This is a genomic window from Streptomyces sp. NPDC057445, assembly GCF_042802855.1.
In the GTDB taxonomy this organism is placed as follows: Bacteria; Actinomycetota; Actinomycetes; order Streptomycetales; family Streptomycetaceae; genus Streptomyces.
The window spans coordinates 1-13,389 of sequence record NZ_JBHVDH010000007.1; the positions used below are offsets into that span (position 1 = coordinate 1).

Here is a 13,389-nt window from a genome sequence, read left to right on the forward strand (position 1 = left end):
TCGGGCCTGCGTGTGCAGGCCCGACGCCCCTTTCCTCACGGACCGCGCTACAGCAGACCGTCCCACATCTGCTCCAGCAGCACCGACCACCAGCTCTCCGGTGACGACAGGGCCGCCGGATCGAGGGCCGCGAGCTGAGCCTGGAAGTCGACCGTCCAACGGGCGGCCTGCTCCGGGTTGAGGCCGAAGCGCAGGCGCCACATGCGGCCGAGGAGGGCCATGGAGCGGGTGAACTCCGGGAGACCGCTGTTCACGAACTGCGGGGCCACCGGACTGCCACCCGGCCCGCCCTCCACAGGGACGGCAACGATGTGCGCGGTTCCGTACTGCACACAGATCGCCTTGCCGAAGTCGCTGCCCACGACCAGGTACGAACTCGCGTCGGAGGCCGGCTGCACCTGCCGCTGTGCGGCGAGCTCCGCCAGCGTGGGCACCACCGGCTGAGCGGGCTGCGCCCAGAAGAACGGACCGAAGTCGCCGGGCAGACCCGCCCACACCAGCGTGCGCGCCACGACCTCCGGCACACCCTGGCGGGACACGGCCCGCTGGTCGAACCGGCAGATGCCCTGCGGACCGAACGCGCCCACCAGCTCCTGCGCGATCCCCTCCGGGGGAACCGGCGGGGCCGGCTGGACCGGCGGCAGCGGCGCACGCACCGGTGCCGGACGGGCCGGGCCGTCCGCCACCTGGTGCAACTCACCCTGGTGGGTGAGCAGTTGCCGCATGCCGCCCTGCCGGCTCGCATGGTCCTTGCCGTACGGGGCGATATTGGTGATCCGCGCCTGCGGCCAGGTCTCCCGGATCATCCGGGCGCAGTAACCGCCGGGCAGCTCGCAGGACTCCAGCTCGGTGTGCAGCTCGAGCACCTGGTCGTTGGGGACGTTCATCCCGCGCAGCTCATGGAAGATCTGCCACTCCGGATGCGGAGTGCCCGGCGCCGAGCGGCGGATGAGCTGCTGCTCTGAGCCGTCGGGCGCACGGTAACGCAGCACGGCCTGGTAGCCCGGGCCGACGGTCGGCACACCGGCGGGCTGCTGTGGCTGCTGCTGCGGATAGCCGTACGCCTGCGGCTGAGGTACGGGACCGGGGGCACCCGGAGGTGCCTGCGGGGGCTGAGGGGCCCCTGGCGGAGGCGCCTGGCCCGGTCCGGCCAGCATCGTCGCGGCGTGATGGGCACCACCCGTGGTGTTCCCCCCGGCGGAACCGGGGGGAACACCCGGAGCACCCGGAGCACCCGGAGCACCGGGCGGCCCCGGCGGCTGCGGAGCGCCCGGACCACCGTGGTTCGGATTCGGACTCGGATTCGCCAGCATCGTCGCGGCGTGATGAGCACCCCCCGGAGGAACACCAGGAGCACCCGGCGCACCGGGCGGCCCCGGCGGCCGAGGCGCACCCGGACCACCGTGGTTCGCATTCGGACTCGGGTTCGCCAGCATCGTCGCGGCGTGATGAGCACCCCCCGGAGGAACACCAGGAGCACCCGGCGCACCCGGCGCACCCGGCGCACCGGGCGGCCCCGGAGGCTGAGGCGCACCCGGAGGCTGCGGTCCGTCCGGGCCCAGCTGCGAGACCAACTGCGTGGGCACATAACCTCCCGCCGGGGCACCGGGGGCACCGGGACCCGACGGCGCCGGTCCGGGCGCCACGCCCGGACGCGCGCCGGGGACACCGGGCGGAGCCGGCGGCGGCGGAGTCGTCGGGCCGCTCCCCCGCGAAGCGCGCGGCTGCACCGTGGCCTTGCTGGTCGCGGCGTCGGCGATGTCACCCGCGCCCGGCCGGCCGGGCGCGACCGGCGGCTGCGGCCCAGAGGCCTGGGGCGCGGGAGCCTGCGGCTGACCCTGCTGCGGTTCGAACGCCGGGGCCACCGCGGTCCTCGGCAGCCGGCTGCCGCCCGACATCAGCGCGGTCGGCGCGTCCGCGCCCACCGACGGCGGCGGCGTGTCGTCATCGTCCGCCCCGGAAAGCGGCGGCGCGAACACCGTGGCCGGCAGCGGCACGGAACCGTCCTCCGACGCGGCGTTCGTATCGGTCCCGGCCCACGGAGTCGCCCCACCAGGCACTGCGGGCGCGGCCGGCACACCGTCCGACGCGGTGGGCTCGTAGTCCCCGCGACCGGCCGCAGACCATGCCCCCGCGCCCTCGGGCGCGGCGGAGCCGTCCACGGGGACGGCCTGGCCCTGCCCGGGCTCACCCGCACCCGGCCGCACCGTCGAGGCGGCCCCTTCTGAGGACACGGAACCCGCGCCCGAACCCGGCCACGCACTCCCGCCCACATGAGAGCCACGGCCCCCGGTGTCACCGGCACCGGCACCGGCACCCGGCATACCGGCACCCGCCCCTGCCGCATCCGTGCTCGCGGCACCGGCCCCCTGCGGCGAGCCCGCCGCAGGGAAGCCCGGACCCGAGCCGGAGCCCGCCCCCGCCCCCGCCCCCGCCCCCGCCCCAGCATCCGACCGCTGGTTCGGAATGCCCAACTTGTCCGCCGCGTCCTGCAGCCACTCCGGCGGACTCAGCAGGAACGACGTCTGGTTCAGATCGATACGCTCCGGCGGCGCCGCGGCCGGAGCCTGCGCCACATCCGCAACGCCGTACTCCTCCTCGTACCGCCGGATCACCTCGCCCACCGGCAACCCCGGCCACAACGTGACCTCGCCGCTGTCCCGGGCGATCACCAGCCGCTGCCTGCCGCCGTCCGACGTCGGCCCGTCGGCACGGTCCTCCGCCCACACGACGAAGCCCAGCTCGAACTCCCGCACCCGCACCTCGCGGTGCTGATACGCGGGCACGTCACCGTTGACCCACTCTTCCGCGCGCTCCTGCGCCTGCGCGAAGGTCACCATCCGGCCGTCACCCCTCCACCGAAACCGCAACGGCACGCGCGAAGCCGCCGTCCACCATCAGGTTCGCCACCGTCTCCAGCTCCGGCGGATTACCCGCGAGACGCGACAAGAACGCGTCGAAATCCTCACCACAGGGCAGCAACAACCGCTCCACCCGCTCGTTCACCGACCAGCCGTCCTGGTCGCGCGCATCGTCGTACGCACAGAACCACACCGAACCGGCCCCGCCGCCCCGCACCTTCACCGCAAGCAGCCCGCCCTGGACGAAACCGACGCCCAGATAGTCCTTCGTCAGATGGTCGCGCAGACACTTGTTGACGTACACCAGGTCATTGACCCCCGCCTCTTCACGCACCGTGAAGAACGGCTGGTCGATCAACAGCCCCAGCTCCGCGTCGAGCGCGGCGCCGACCGGCGCGCAACCACCCGCAGCCTTCAGGAAGGAACGGTAGGCACCCGGCAGGCGGTACCCCAAGTCCTCTTCCACACCCAGCAGTTGCTGCTCCGTCACCGACACCACCCCCTTGGGCAGGCCGAAATGCGCGGGCCGGGTCTCCTGCAGCGGACGCGTACCCCGCTTGGCATGGTCCACAGCGGCCGTCGCCACACCGGCGTGATGCCGCAGCAGCGCCTTCACCTCGACCGGCACCAGCTCCAGCCGGCGCCCGCCCGCGACGTGATGCCACGTCCAGCCGTGCGGCGTCGCCACCGCGGGAATCGTGTCCCACAACTCATGGCCGCTCGCGGCGAGCGCGGCATTCGCCGACACATAGTCCGTGAGCCGCAGTTCGTCGACACCGAAACCCTCCGGAGGCTCTGCGATCTCCGCGGCGGCACGCGCATACGGCGAAAAGTCCGGATGACCGTTATCGTCCACCCGCACCCCCAGGGGATGCCTGGCGGCCCGGACCGGGTCCGGGAAGTACACGACCTGCCCGGCGTAGGCCGCGTTCGGTGGCGCGGCATTCCCCCGGCCCTGAGGGCCGGGAGGAGCCCCCAGCCCGGTCCGACCTGTCGTCATGGCGGTTTGCCCCCTGCTGCGTCTGGCATGTCGACCACAGCCTATGCGGTGGGGCAACAGGCGCCACCGCCCCCGTACCGCCCCGGGACACACCCCTCCACCTCCGTAACGAACCGTCACCCGCACGTGACCCTCAGCCGAACCACGCACGACACAGGTACACGTTTCAGTCACCCCGCTTCCACACCAGGCGCCCCATTTGGCAGTCTGTCCCTTCAACTCGGGGGACGTGCACAGCAGCGGTCGGCGCCGCTGGCACGGGAGGGGACAACAGCACCATGCACACCGCACCATCAGGCACAACCGGCGATCCCAGGCTCAGCTGGAGCAGCACAGAGGCCGCCGGGCACGTCCCGGCACTGCGCTTCCGGCGGGACGGCATCCTGCCGACCGTCGCCGCAGCACTCTCCGTACGCGGCGAGACCCTCACCTGCACCGCCGGCAAAGCCGACCAGCCACCGCCGCTCCACCCCCTCGTCCAGGACTTCCTCGACACCCTCACCAGCGGCCAGCGCGAACGGTTCACCGGACGCTGCCCCGAAGCGATCCTGCTCTCCCGCCACCTCACCGCCACCGACGGCACCCGCTCCAGACGCGCCCAGCGCAAACCCCTCACCCACGGAGAAGCCCGCCGCTCCCTCAAGCACTCCAAACTCACCGCCCGCCGCATACGTGAGGACGGCGACCCCCTGCACGGCAGCTACGCCGCGCCCTGCCGCTCCTGCGCGGCGATGCTCGCCCACTTCGGCGTACGGTCCGTCGACCCGACCCACACCAAGAACGGCTGACCCGGAAACGTGAACGAGCACAACACCACCCGCTTCCCCGTCCCCGTCGACGCAGCGCTCCGCGAAGCGGGCTGGCAACCCGGCCGCTGGGACATCAAACAGGCCGAACACTGGGCCGACGCCCTCCGCGCCCACGAATCCCCCGGCGGCCACCGCCACATCGTGTTCCCCGCCGCCGTCGAAGCCTGGGCCGAATTCGGCGCCCTCCACATCACCCCGCCCGGCACCGGCCGCCAGGTCGCCCCCACAGCCGTCCGCTTCGAGCCCCTCGCCGGCCTCCACCTCGCCCGCACCCTCGCCGACCTCGGCCGCGCACTCGACACCGAGCTCGCCCCCCTCGGCGAAGAGGGCGACGCACAGGCCGTACTCGCCATCGACACCGAAGGCCGCGTCTACAGCCTCGACCACACCGGCGACTGGTACCTCGGCGCCGACCTCGACCAGGCCCTGGCCACCCTCGTCACCGGCACCCAGCCCGCCCGCCTCACCACGTCCTGACGCACGCCCACGCCCCCCGCAGGCACGGCCCTACACCGACGGCACCTCCATCGGCAGCACCGCCGACACCCGGAAACCACCCGCGTCCGTCGGGCCCGACACGAACACACCCCCGAGCGCCGACACCCGCTCACGCATCCCCACCAGACCGTTGCCGCCGCTCGGCAGACCCGCGTCCGCCGCATCCCGCTCCGACGGACCGTTCTCCACCTGCATCGCGATCTCCGCACCACGATGCGCGACCCGCACCCACGTCTTCGCACCCGCCGCATGCTTGTGCACGTTCGTCAGAGCCTCCTGCACCACCCGGTACGCCGCCTGCTCGACCTCCGCGCGATACGGACGCACCTCGCCCTGCACCATCAGCTCCACGACCATCCCCGCCTGCCGCGACTGCTCCACCAACGGCTCCAGATCCGCCAACGACGGACCACCCTCCGCAGCCGCGGCCGCAGCCGCCGCAGCGGCCACCCCCACCGCGGCCAACGGCACGGGCTCAACACCCCGCACCGACCCGTCCACCCCCGACCGGGCCACCACGTCCACCACCGCCCGCGACGCCGCCCCGTCCTCCCCCGTCCGCAGGACACCCAGCATCGTCCGCAGCTCCGTCAGCGCCTGGCGGCCCATGTCGCCCACCAGCGCGGCGTTCTTCACCGCCTTCTGCGGATCCTTCAACGCCACCGCCTGCAACGCGGCAGCGTGCACCACCATCAGACTCACCTGATGCGCGACCACGTCGTGCATCTCCCGCGCGATCCGCGTCCGCTCCTCCGTACGCGCCCACTGAGCCTGCTGCTCCGCCCGGTCGGCCAGCAGCGACAGCTCCGCCTCCAAGCTGTCCGCCCGCTCCCGCAGACTCTCCATCAGCCGCCGCCGCGCCCCCACATACAGCCCGAGCAGCAACGGCGGCCCGGTGAGCCCGACCGACATCACGAGCGAGACCACCGGCACATACCAGGACCCCGGGTCGAAATCCGCCGACGCGACGTCCTGCCGCGTCCGCACGAACGTCACGATCAAAGTCGCCAGCAGAGACATCCCCGCCAGCGCCGCGATGATCCGCCGAGGTGCCTCCGAGGCCGCGAGCGTGTACAGCCCGACGATCCCCATCAGGAAGCCCATCTCGGCCGGCGTGATCGCGATCGAGACCAGCACCACACTCGCCGGCCACCGCCGCCGCAGCACCAGCACCGACCCGGCGATCAGCCCGAAGAGCACCCCGAGCGGCACCGGCAACGCGGACTCGCCCGCGAACCGGATCCCCTCCAGGGCACACTCCACCGCGGACACGAGGCCGAGCCCCACGTCCAGCACCGCACTGCGCCGCCGCCCCCACCACAGCCAGGAACGGGCGTCGTCGCCCGCAGAGTCCTGGTGTGCCCCCGTTGTGGTCATGTCTCCCAGACTACGGAAGGGCGCCAGGGAATTTCCGGCGACTTTGAGCAGCACGGATCGTGAGCGTGAGGGCACGCAACGCGCGTTGACCCATCGAACCGGTGAATCGCGCGAACTTTCGAACCGGGCGTCCGCATTCCGGACGAGCCTGGGTGGATGACCTCTCCCACCGGCAAGTACGCCGACTTCGAAGGCCTCCGCGAGCAGGCGATCGCCCTGCGCCGCGAGGGCCTCAGCCTCCGCCAGATCCGCGACCGTCTCCACATCGACAACAACGACATCCTCAACAGGCTCGTGAAAGGGGAACCACCACCGGAGTGGACGAAACGGCCGAACGCGAAGGACGACCTGCGGGCGAAGGCACGGGAGCTGCGGCTGCAGGGGATGACGTACGACCAGATCCAGGTGGAGCTGGGGTGCTCGAAGAGTTCGATCTCGCTGTGGGTGCGGGATCTGCCGAAGCCGGAGCCTCGCTACACCGCCGCGGAGCAGCGAGCCCTCATGGACGCAGGCCTCGCCCGCGTCCGCGCCGCGCACGAGGAGTCGCGGCAGGAGGCCAAACGGGCAGCACAAGAGGCGATCGGCCGACTTTCCGACCGGGACCTCTTCATTGCCGGCGTCACGCTGTACTGGGCCGAAGGCGCCAAAGACAAGGCCTACCGACGATGCGAGGCGCTTCAGTTCATCAACAGCGACCCCAACGTGATCACCCTGTACCTGAGGTGGCTCGAGCTCCTCGGAGTCACCCGCGACCGCATGCATTTCCGGGTGAGCATCCACGAGACCGCGGATGTCGACGAGGCCGAGCGGTTCTGGGCCGCACTCGCAGACGTCGACGCCGGCACGTTCAAGAAGGCGACACTCAAGCGGCACAACCCCAGGACCACACGAAAGAACACCGGGGAGACATATCGGGGCTGCCTCATCATCCATGTCACCAGGAGCGCCGATCTCTACCGTCGCATGGAAGGCGCTTGGTACGGCATAGTGTTGGGTGCTGGTCCGGCAGCCTGACCGAATGTCCGGTTTAGGCGGCTTGTTCCCCCGTGGTGTAATTGGCAGCACTGAGGCTTTTGGTGCCTTATGTCCGGGTTCGAGTCCTGGCGGGGGAGCCTTCTCGGTTCGGGTCCTGACTGTCCCAGTCAGGACCCGCCCTCATTTCACTCCTGAAACCCCCCGGTATCCTTCGGGTGTCCACCACCCGAGAGCCGAAGGGCATTCCCGTGAGCGCCAACCGCCCGGCCGCCGTCGTCGTCCTTGCAGCGGGTGAGGGCACCCGCATGAAGTCGAAGACCCCCAAGGTCCTGCATGACATCGCCGGGCGCTCGCTCGTCGGCCATGTCGTGTCCGCCGCCCGTGAGCTGCAGCCCGAGGAGCTCGTCGTGGTCGTCGGCCACGCGAGCGAGCAGGTCCGGGAGCACCTCGCGGCGCACTACGCGGGGACGCGCACCGCGTACCAGGCCGAGCAGAACGGGACCGGTCACGCGGTGCGGATGGCTCTGGAGGAGCTCGGGCGGACGCCGGAGGGGACCGTGGTCGTCGTGTGCGGCGACACCCCTCTTCTGTCCGGTGAGACGCTGACGGCGCTCACCGCGACGCACGCCGCCGACGGTAACGCCGTGACGGTGCTGACGGCCGAGGTCCCGGATTCGACGGGGTACGGGCGGATCGTGCGTGACGGGGCGACGGGTGCGGTGACCGCGATCGTCGAGCACAAGGACGCCACGGAGGCCGAGCGCGCGATCCGTGAGATCAACTCGGGCGTGTTCGCCTTCGACGGTCAGCTGCTGGCCGACGCGCTCGGCAAGGTGCGCACGGACAACAGCCAGGGCGAGGAGTACCTCACCGACGTGCTCGGGATCCTGCGGGAGGCCGGTCATCGCGTCGGCGCGTCCGTCGCGGCCGACCACCGGGAGATCCTGGGCATCAACAACCGTGTGCAGCTGGCCGAGGCTCGCCGGCTGCTGAACGAGCGGCTGCTGGAGCGGGCGATGACGGCCGGCGTGACGGTCGTCGACCCGTCGTCCGTGCTGGTCGACGTCACGGTGACGTTCGAGCGTGACGCCGTGATCCACCCGGGTACGCAGCTGATGGGCGCCACGCATGTCGCGGAGGACGCCGAGGTCGGCCCGAACACCCGGCTGAAGGACACGACGGTCGGCAGGGGCGCTCGTGTGGACAACACGGTGGCCTATTCCGCGGAGATCGGTGAGGGCGCTTCGGTCGGCCCGTTCGCTTATCTCCGTCCTGGTACGAAGCTGGGCCCGAAGGCCAAGGCCGGTACGTACGTGGAGATGAAGAACGCGACGATCGGCGAGGGGACGAAGGTCCCGCACCTTTCCTATGTCGGTGACGCGACGATCGGCGAGTACACGAACATCGGCGCGGCGAGCGTCTTCGTGAACTACGACGGTGAGGCGAAGCACCACACCACGATCGGGTCCCACTGCAAGACGGGCTCGGACAACATGTTTGTTGCTCCTGTCACAGTGGGGGACGGTGCCTACACCGCAGCGGGGTCGGTCATCACCAAGGATGTGCCGCCCGGTTCGCTGGCCGTGGCCCGTGGCCAGCAGCGGAATATCGACGGTTGGGTGGCTCGGAAGCGTCCGGGTTCCGCGGCTGCTCAGGCTGCCGCGGAGGCGGTGACGCAGTTCAACGACCAGGGCTGAGCGGAAACGGGGGCGTCGTTCTCGGCGTACCGTGATACGTGCACATACGGGGGCCCGGGGGTGTCCCCCGGATTAACGCATAACGCTTTGGCTGGCTCGCCGCACGAGGGACGGGCGGATCAGCAGCAGAGAAACACGTCTGAGGAGACAGTGCTGTGACCGGGATCAAGACGACCGGCGAGAAGAAGCTGATGCTCTTCTCCGGCCGCGCCCACCCCGAGCTGGCCGAGCAGGTCGCGCACCAGTTGGGTGTCGGACTGGTGCCGACCAAGGCGTTCGACTTCGCCAACGGTGAGATCTATGTCCGCTTCCAGGAGTCCGCGCGTGGAGCGGACTGCTTTCTGATCCAGAGCCACACGGCTCCCATCAACAAGTGGATCATGGAGCAGTTGATCATGCTGGATGCTCTCAAGCGGGCTTCGGCCCGGAGCATCACCGTGATCGTCCCGTTCTACGGCTATGCCCGTCAGGACAAGAAGCACCGTGGCCGCGAGCCGATCTCGGCCCGCCTGGTCGCCGACATGATGAAGACCGCGGGTGCGGACCGGATCCTTACGGTCGATCTGCACACGGACCAGATCCAGGGCTTCTTCGACGGTCCGGTGGACCACCTGTTCGCGCTGCCGCTGCTCGCGGACTACGTGGGTGCGAAGGTCGATCGTTCGAAGCTGACCGTGGTTTCTCCGGATGCCGGCCGTGTGCGTGTCGCCGACCGCTGGTGCGACCGTCTGGACGCGCCGCTGGCGATCGTGCACAAGCGCCGCGACAAGGACGTGGCGAACCAGGTCACCGTGCACGAGGTCGTCGGCAATGTGGAGGGCCGGGTCTGTGTCCTGGTCGACGACATGATCGACACGGGTGGCACGATCTGCGCCGCTGCGGACGCGCTGTTCGCACATGGCGCGGAGGACGTGATCGTGACGGCGACGCACGGTGTGCTGTCCGGTCCGGCGGCGGACCGTCTGAAGAACTCCAAGGTGAGCGAGTTCATCTTCACGGACACGCTGCCCGACCCGGGCAATCTGGAGCTGGACAAGATCACGGTTCTGTCGATCGCTCCGACGATCGCGCGGGCGGTTCGTGAGGTGTTCGAGGACGGCTCGGTCACGAGCCTGTTCGAGGAGCAGTAGGCCCCTGCGCCGCTCACGGCGAAGATCCTTTTGGGCACGGCCTCCCCGCCGAGTAGACTGTCGAAGTTGCTCGGCGAGGGAGGCCGTACTCGTTCCGGATTCGTTCCGGCGGTGCGGCGGTCCGTTATCGACGCGCTCTTCGTAGCAGGCCAGTCGTGGCCGGGTGACCAGCCACATTCCGTTTCTGCTTACGAGGAGTGCATATGTCCGAGGTGAAGCTCGCCGCCGAGCCCCGTACCGAGTTCGGCAAGGGTGCCGCGCGCCGTATCCGTCGCGCCGACAAGGTTCCCGGCGTTCTGTACGGCCACGGTGTCGACCCGATCCACCTGACGCTGCCGGGCCACGACCTGCTGCTCGCTCTGCGTACCCCGAACGTCCTGCTGGCGCTGGAGATCGAGGGCAAGAAGGAGCTGGCGATCCCGAAGGCCGTGCAGCGTGACCCGCTGAGGGGTTACCTGGAGCACGTCGACCTGCTGCTGGTGAAGCGCGGCGAGAAGGTCAGCGTCGAGGTTCCGGTCCACGCCGAGGGTGAGCTGGCCCCGGGCGGCAACCTGCTGGAGCACGTCCTCAACGCGCTGCCGGTCGAGGCCGAGGCCACCCACATCCCCGAGTCGTTCACCGTCTCCGTCGAGGGCCTCGAGGCCGGTGCCTCCGTCCTGGCGAAGGACATCGAGCTCCCGAAGGGCACCACCCTGGGCGTCGACGGCGACACGGTCGTCCTGCAGGTCCTGGCCGCACAGGCCGAGGAGCCGGCTGCCGAGGGCGAAGAGGCCGTCGAGGGCGAAGAGACGGCCGCCACCGAGGCCTGATCCTCCGGTCGCGGAATTTCTCACCACCGCCCCCCGCACCCTCCGGTGCGGGGGGCGGTGGCGCTATGAAGGAGACATGGAGCAGATGACGACGGACGCGAACGCCCCCTGGCTCGTCGTGGGTCTGGGCAATCCCGGGCCGGGCTATGCGGCGAACCGCCACAACGTCGGGTTCATGGTGGCCGACCTGCTCGCCGAGCGGATGGGCGGCAGGTTCAAGCGGGCGGCGAAGGCGCAGGCCCAGGTGGTGGAGGGACGGATCGGCGCTCCGGGGCCGGCGAACCGCCGGGTGATCCTCGCGAAGCCGATGTCGTACATGAATCTCTCGGGGGGCCCGGTGACGGCGCTGCGGGATTTCTACAAGGTGCCGACGGCGAACATCGTCGCGGTGCATGACGAGCTCGACATCGACTACGGCGTGCTGCGGCTGAAGCTGGGTGGCGGGGACAACGGCCACAACGGGCTGAAGTCGATGACGAAGGCGATGGGTGCGGACTATCACCGGGTCCGGTTCGGCATCGGGCGGCCGCCGGGCCGGATGCAGGTGGCGGACTTCGTGCTGAAGGACTTCTCGGCGACGGAGCGCAAGGAGCTGGACTACTTGGTGGACCGGGCGGCCGACGCGGTGGAGTGTCTGGTGACGGAGGGCCTGGAGCGGGCGCAGAGTTCGTACAACTCCTGACAAGGCCCGCATAGTGGGGGCCTGAGGTTGACCGGGCGTGGTCGGTTGCCGAAGGATCGCGCCCCATGAAGCGGAACTCTTCCGGCCGGATGCTGGATCACGGCCGCCGTGCGGCCACGGTGCTGATGGTCCTGCTCCTGCTCGCCGCCGGGGCCTGGTCGTCGTGGGGCTCGGCCCAGCACGTGCTGCTCTCCAAGGGCCGCGAGCACGGGACGCTCACCGTCGCCAGCTGTGGCGAGAAGACCTGCACGGGGCCGTACGACCCCGAGGGCCCCGGCCCCGCGCGCAAGGGCATGACCATCGAGCGGTCGGTCGCCGTCACCAAGGGGGCGACGCTCCAGGTCGTCGTGAAGCCCGGCACCGACGAGGTCGTCCGCACCGGCTGGCCCGGGGCGCTCCACGCCTGGCTGCCCTTCGGCGGCGCGCTCCTTCTGGCCGCCTGCGTCATCGGCGGCGGCCTCCGTATGACCCGCACGGCCTGGGCGACGGCGGCGGCAGGCGGAGCGCTTCTGGTGGGCGCGTTCTTCGCGCTCTGACCCACCGGGGCCGGTGCGGAGCCCCCGGGCCCGCTGTCGGAGCGGCGCATTCACCCGATCGTTACAAGGGACCATTGGGGCAACTGGCAGCGCTTGGGGCGGATGCGTCACCGCGTGTATTGACGGCCCTGCCGAGCCAACAGGAAGCTGAGCCGCCCCCCACGGCATCCCCCTTCTCTCCTGTTGGACTGCCCATGCGCATGCTCACTTCCACCGGCGCGGTGGTGACGGCCGCGGTCTGCTCGCTGCTGCTCGCCCCTTCCGCGCTCGCCACCCCGCCCGGCGACAACGGCACCGTGAAGATCCACGACGCCACGACCGGCGAAGAACTTCGCAAGAACGAGCCGCACGTCTGCACCTTCTACCTCGACGCCTTCGGATTCGACGCCGGTCAGCAGGTCGACTGGCGTATCGAGGCCTGGGCCCCGACCGCCGACGTCAAGGGCAGGGCGGTCGAGTCCGGATCACTGACACTCGACGGCTCCGGCCACGGCCGGACCGCGGACCTGTCCCTCCCCGACGGCCACTACAAGCTGTTCTGGAACTTCGACGGCGAGCACGGCAGCGCCAAGCACAAGGTGTTCTGGACCGACTGTGCGGCCGAGGACACGAAGCCGGACGACAAGCCCGGTGACAAGCCCGGTGACAAGCCCGGCGACGAGCCGGCCGATGAACCCTCCGCCGAGCCGTCGACCCCGGCGGACGAGGCACCCTCCACGCCCGCGGACGACCGGCCCACCCCGGCTCCGTCCGTGAACGGCGACTCCGGAGACCTCGCCGAGACCGGTTCGAGCGCACCCGTGGGCGCGCTCTCGGCGGTCGCGGCTGCTCTGGTCGCGGGCGGCGGCTACCTGGTGATGCGCCGCCGCAAGGCCCAGCAGCAGCACTGACGCCCCAGGAACACCGCCGGGGGGGGGGGGGGGGGGGGGGGGGGGGGGGGTGGGGGGGGGCCGGGGGGCGGCCCGGGTGGGGGGGGGCCCCGGGCCGGCGGGGGGGCGGGCGCCGCCCGGCCCGC

General features: G+C 70.8%; 12 protein-coding genes and 1 tRNA gene. 10 read left to right on the top strand and 3 right to left on the bottom strand.

Annotated features, from left to right (window positions below; all coding sequences use genetic code 11):
- Positions 1-47: 47 nt before the first annotated feature.
- Positions 48-2,840, bottom strand: a complete 2,793-nt coding sequence (locus tag ACFU5O_RS17420) for an SUKH-4 family immunity protein (RefSeq protein WP_384241133.1) — start codon at positions 2,838-2,840, stop codon at positions 48-50.
- Positions 2,841-2,847: 7 nt separating this feature from the next.
- Positions 2,848-3,861, bottom strand: coding sequence for an SMI1/KNR4 family protein (locus tag ACFU5O_RS17425; RefSeq protein WP_384241135.1), 1,014 nt, complete (start codon positions 3,859-3,861; stop codon positions 2,848-2,850).
- Positions 3,862-4,139: 278 nt separating this feature from the next.
- Between ACFU5O_RS17425 and ACFU5O_RS17430 the strand changes: the two genes are divergently transcribed.
- The gene (locus ACFU5O_RS17430; protein ID WP_384241138.1) at positions 4,140-4,649 is read left to right on the top strand and encodes a YwqJ-related putative deaminase; all 510 of its coding nucleotides are present in this window, start codon (positions 4,140-4,142) and stop codon (positions 4,647-4,649) included.
- A gap of 9 nt (positions 4,650-4,658) precedes the next feature.
- The gene (locus ACFU5O_RS17435; protein WP_384241139.1) at positions 4,659-5,147 is read left to right on the top strand and encodes an SUKH-3 domain-containing protein; all 489 of its coding nucleotides are present in this window, start codon (positions 4,659-4,661) and stop codon (positions 5,145-5,147) included.
- 30 nt (positions 5,148-5,177) lie between these two features.
- On the opposite strand, the gene ACFU5O_RS17440 is transcribed toward ACFU5O_RS17435, so the two are convergent.
- Positions 5,178-6,545, bottom strand: coding sequence for a sensor histidine kinase (locus ACFU5O_RS17440; RefSeq protein WP_384241140.1), 1,368 nt, complete (start codon positions 6,543-6,545; stop codon positions 5,178-5,180).
- A gap of 156 nt (positions 6,546-6,701) precedes the next feature.
- On the opposite strand from ACFU5O_RS17440, the gene ACFU5O_RS17445 reads away from it, so the two are divergent.
- From ACFU5O_RS17445 to ACFU5O_RS17480, 8 genes are all read left to right on the top strand, one after another.
- Positions 6,702-7,559 carry a hypothetical protein gene (locus ACFU5O_RS17445; protein ID WP_384241142.1) on the top strand — a complete coding sequence of 286 codons (858 nt, stop codon included), beginning with the start codon at positions 6,702-6,704 and terminating at the stop codon, positions 7,557-7,559.
- Positions 7,560-7,585: 26 nt separating this feature from the next.
- Positions 7,586-7,657, top strand: a tRNA-Gln gene (locus ACFU5O_RS17450).
- A 111-nt stretch (positions 7,658-7,768) separates the two neighbouring features.
- On the top strand, positions 7,769-9,217 hold the full coding sequence (gene glmU, locus ACFU5O_RS17455; protein WP_384241681.1) for a bifunctional UDP-N-acetylglucosamine diphosphorylase/glucosamine-1-phosphate N-acetyltransferase GlmU: 1,449 nt from the start codon (positions 7,769-7,771) through the stop codon (positions 9,215-9,217).
- A gap of 155 nt (positions 9,218-9,372) precedes the next feature.
- Entirely contained in the window at positions 9,373-10,347 is a 975-nt protein-coding gene (locus tag ACFU5O_RS17460; RefSeq protein ID WP_384241145.1) for a ribose-phosphate diphosphokinase, read from the top strand.
- 203 nt (positions 10,348-10,550) lie between these two features.
- Positions 10,551-11,156: a 50S ribosomal protein L25/general stress protein Ctc gene (locus tag ACFU5O_RS17465; protein WP_384241146.1), complete on the top strand. Its 606-nt coding sequence runs from the start codon at positions 10,551-10,553 to the stop codon at positions 11,154-11,156.
- A gap of 85 nt (positions 11,157-11,241) precedes the next feature.
- Positions 11,242-11,838, top strand: coding sequence for an aminoacyl-tRNA hydrolase (gene pth, locus ACFU5O_RS17470; RefSeq protein ID WP_384241683.1), 597 nt, complete (start codon positions 11,242-11,244; stop codon positions 11,836-11,838).
- Positions 11,839-11,903: 65 nt separating this feature from the next.
- Entirely contained in the window at positions 11,904-12,374 is a 471-nt protein-coding gene (locus ACFU5O_RS17475) for a hypothetical protein (protein WP_384241148.1), read from the top strand.
- 194 nt (positions 12,375-12,568) lie between these two features.
- Positions 12,569-13,264 (top strand): LPXTG cell wall anchor domain-containing protein, encoded by a 696-nt coding sequence (locus tag ACFU5O_RS17480; RefSeq protein WP_384241149.1) that lies wholly within the window; start codon positions 12,569-12,571, stop codon positions 13,262-13,264.
- Positions 13,265-13,389: the final 125 nt, after the last annotated feature.